Consider the following 3865-nt stretch of genomic DNA (forward strand, 5'->3'; position numbering starts at 1 on the left):
TGTGTTGCATATTCAGGACATGGAACGACTTAGCTTTTTAACCATGAAACCAGCGCCTTGAAGCCGCCAGATCATGGAGCCGCCGCCCACATGTCCCTTCATCTGTTCCAACAATGTCAAAGAACCGGACAGCCTCTTTATTCCCAGAGCCTGAGCCCTGAGGAGATCGTTCTACCGATCCGATAATGAGGCGCGGAAGCGATCCGGAAAACCAACTCGCCGCCGCCGGTGAAGGGGCTTCTATGCGAACCACCCCATAGCGTCAAGCAACTTTTATCAGGCCGTTATTTTTCTGCCTCACTTGGCCCGCAAAGCCCGAAAAATAAGGGCCGGCTTTGACCGGCCCCGTCCGAATCAGTTGTTGTTGTCGGTGAGAATCCTCGCCGTGAGCAGCGGCGCGAACAGCTGATTGAGAATCGCGACGAATTTGCTGACCGGATTCGAGGCCGAATTCGCGATATAAATCAGGTCCTTGTCCTGCATCGGGAAATTCTGGGCGATGATATAGCTCTCGGGCCTCATCAGGTTCAGCCGATAGATCATCGGCGGCTCACCAGCCGCAATCGCCGCGGCATCATAGCGGAAGAGGAACACCGCTTTGGGATCCGCCTGCGCGTCATTGGGACCGCCGATGCGAGCGAGCGCCTCGGCCAGCGAAAGTTTCGGCGATTCGAATGCGACCTGTGACACCTTGCTGGTCGCACCGAAGGCGCTGAAGCTGCGCGGCTCCACGACGAGTTCGATCCGATCACCCGGCAGCAGGGTGAGATCATCGCTGCTACCCGGTCGGATGTCGCCCAGACGCATCTCGGCGCTCTGCCCTCCACGACTCAGGCGGACCACTGTGTCCGCCGCCGCCATCTTGGAGCCGCCCGCGCTGGCGACCGCGTCGAGCAGACGCTCACGCGCAGCCGTCAGCGGTATCCGGCCGGTACGGGTGACGTCACCCAGTATATAGATGCTGTTGCCGGGACTGTTCACCACCGTCACCAGCGCCTGCGGACTCTGCGACTTGCCTTGCAGCGCCTGCTCGATCATCCGCTGCACGTCATAGGGTGTCGCGCCGGCAACCATAAGCCTGCCGATATAGGGGAGGCGAATCGTACCATCGGCCGCCACGGTCACAACGTTCAGTGGCTGCGACCGTACGCTCGCATCGGTGGCATCCTGGATAACACCCATCTGTGCGCCGATGCCGCCGGTCAGATTCTGCGTGCTGGCACCGAACAGCGTCATTCCCACTTCATAGATATTGACCTGCAAGGCATCGCCCGGCGCGATCCTGTCCACTCGCCCTTCCCGCGACAGCGACGCGAGCTGACCCACGCCACGCCCGGCCGGCTGCACCGCCAGCAATCGCTTGAACGCCGCACCATCGAGATCGACCACCTGGAACTTCAGCTCGGCTTCGGGATCCTTTGCCCCGCGCATGACCTGACTTCCGGTGGGACCGCTCGAAGGGAGCGTCGCGCACCCGGACAACAGGACCGCCAGGATCGACAGCGAGCCGATCGTGCGAAGGCGGAGAGAGGGGCTTGCGGGCATGGCAGACCTTGTGTCGTGAAAAGGGAGAAATATCGGGGGCGAGGAGAAGCGCCGGACGGGCGTGGCCGTCAAGCGCAAATGCTGCCCGTGCAACCAGCGGAAGAACCGGACGGCCGTAGCATCATGCCGCGCGCATCTGGAGACCATGGTGGACTTCGCAGGCTTCGACCACGCTGTCATAGAAAGTCAGATTGCCACCGTAGAGCACAGCCCCCCGCTCGCAATATTGCTGCAGCGTATGCGGATCATGGGAAACCATGACCAGCGTCCCCTCCTCGCGGCGCTTCATCAGCTCTTCCTGCGACCTCTGCCGAAAACGCTCGTCGCCGGCGCTGGTGACCTCGTCGATCAGATAGCAGTCGAAATTGATCGCCAGCGAGATGCCGAAGGCCAGGCGGCTGACCATGCCCGAGGAGTAGGTCAGCACGGGCTGGTGGAAATAGACGCCGAGCTGGGCGAAATCCTCCACATAATCGAGCACCTGCTGCTCGGGCTGGCGATAGATGCGGGCAATGAAGCGGACATTGTCGCTGCCGGTCATGTTCGCCTGGAACGCGCTGGCATATCCGATCGGCCAGCTGGTCGTCATGGTTCGCTCGATGCGCCCGGTGGTAGGCTGGTCGACGCCGGCGATCAGCCGCATCAGCGTCGACTTGCCCGCGCCGTTGGCGCCGCAGATTCCGATACTCTCGCCCCGCTTGATCTCGAAGCTCAGATTGCTGAACACCTGCTTGCTGAACTTCCGGATATGGTAGGTCTTCGAAACATTGTCGAAGCGGATCATTCCAACGGCCTTCTCTTCAACACGCAACGCGGACCGACAAAATGCTGGACGAGTACCGTCCTGCCTGCAATGCGATCGAACATAGACGATGGCTGCGCAAACGCAAAACCCACGCTTCGCGATCGACGGCCGCATGCTCGACCGCCCCGGAACCGGCGTAGCGACCTATGCCATGGCGCTCGACGACGCGCTGCACCGCCTCGGGCGCCGCGTCGAACGGATTGTCGATCCCAGCTGCGGCCGCCCGATGCGACGCGCGCCCATAGCCGATCGATGGCTGCGCTGGGCCGATGCGGCAATCGATCGGCCACGCATTCTGAAAGCAAGGCAGACAGAGGCCGGCCGGCGCCTCTGGGGCCGCGATCTGTTCCGTCTCGCACAGATCCATTTCGATCTGCACGGCACCCTTCTCGAGCTCCGCTCCAACGGCGACCCGGGCGTCGTACACTGGACCTATCCCCTGCCGATCCGGCTGGATGGCTGGGTCAACGTCTACACGGTGCATGACGCGATACCGATGCTCCATCCGGAACTCAGCCAGATCGACGCACTCCGTCATCGCGCGCTGCTCGACGCGATCGCCGCACGGGCGGACCACCTTATCACCGTGTCCGACGCCGCGCGCGACGACATCGTCGCCATCCTGGGCTGCCCGTCGGATCGCGTATCAGCCTGCCCGCCCGGTCTAGAAAGGGTAAAGCCTGACGCCCCCCTGCCTCCGAGGCTGGAGGCGGGCCGATTCTTGCTGGCGGTGGGCAGCGTCGAGCCCCGCAAGAACCTCGCCCGCCTCGTTCAGGCCTGGCGCCGCAGCTGCGTCCCCTATCCACTGGTGATCGCTGGTCCCGACGGGTGGCGCGCGAGTGAAATTCTACCGGCGCTGGAAGGCGTTCCGGGCCTCATCCGCATGCCCTATGTCGAGCGGCCTGTGCTGCTGGCGATGATCGCCTCGGCGCGCGCCTTGCTCTTCCCGACACTGGCCGAAGGCTTCGGCCTTCCGATCATCGAGGCGATGCAGGCGGGGACGCCGGTCCTCACCTCGCGCGGAGGCGCTACGGAAGAGGTCGCGGGCGGTGCTGCGCTGCTTGCCGATCCACACTCGGTCGAGGATCTCGCCACCGCGATCGCCCGGCTCGAAAGCGAGACTTTGCTCGACAAGCTCCGCTCGGCCGGCCTCGATCGGGCCCGACACTTCACCCTGGATGCCTTTGCCGCCCGGCTCGACGCGCTGCACCGCCGGCTCGGAGTCGCATGACCGGCATCCGCTGGCAAAAGCAGCGAGGACGGTCTAGTCGCCGGGCAAGGACGGACGGAACGGACGCGGATGACCAGGCTCAGCATCGGAATTGACGGCTATAATCTCGCTCTGCCGCGCGGCACGGGCGTCGCCACTTATGGTTTCGGCCTCACCGAGACGATCCGCGAGATGGGGCATTCCACGCTGGGGGTGTTCGGTGTGGACGTCGGGACGCGCACCGAAACCCGCGAACTGTTCTTTTACGACAGGATCGGCCGCGAGCGCCTTCCCGAGACCAGGCG

3 protein-coding genes and 1 pseudogene are annotated in these 3865 nt (G+C 63.5%); 2 read left to right on the forward strand and 2 right to left on the reverse strand.

The features are described 5' to 3' along the window. Positions 1-354 precede the first annotated feature (354 nt). The gene (locus KAY22_RS25905; protein ID WP_296625978.1) at positions 355-1389 is read right to left on the reverse strand and encodes a polysaccharide biosynthesis/export family protein; all 1035 of its coding nucleotides are present in this window, start codon (positions 1387-1389) and stop codon (positions 355-357) included. 277 nt (positions 1390-1666) lie between these two features. Beyond that, complete coding sequence (locus KAY22_RS25910; protein WP_296625979.1) at positions 1667-2329, reverse strand: ABC transporter ATP-binding protein; 663 nt, start codon at positions 2327-2329, stop codon at positions 1667-1669. 88 nt (positions 2330-2417) lie between these two features. Here KAY22_RS25910 and KAY22_RS25915 point away from each other — a divergent pair, with 88 nt between their 5' ends. Further along, a complete protein-coding gene (locus KAY22_RS25915; RefSeq protein WP_296625980.1) occupies positions 2418-3581 on the forward strand; it encodes a glycosyltransferase family 1 protein in 1164 nt (387 codons plus the stop codon). 69 nt (positions 3582-3650) lie between these two features. After that, a pseudogene (locus KAY22_RS25920) lies at positions 3651-3865 on the forward strand (glycosyltransferase family 1 protein); the annotation flags it as partial.

Origin of the sequence: Rhizorhabdus sp. (assembly GCF_018006725.1) — a bacterium.
Lineage (GTDB): Bacteria > Pseudomonadota > Alphaproteobacteria > Sphingomonadales > Sphingomonadaceae > Rhizorhabdus.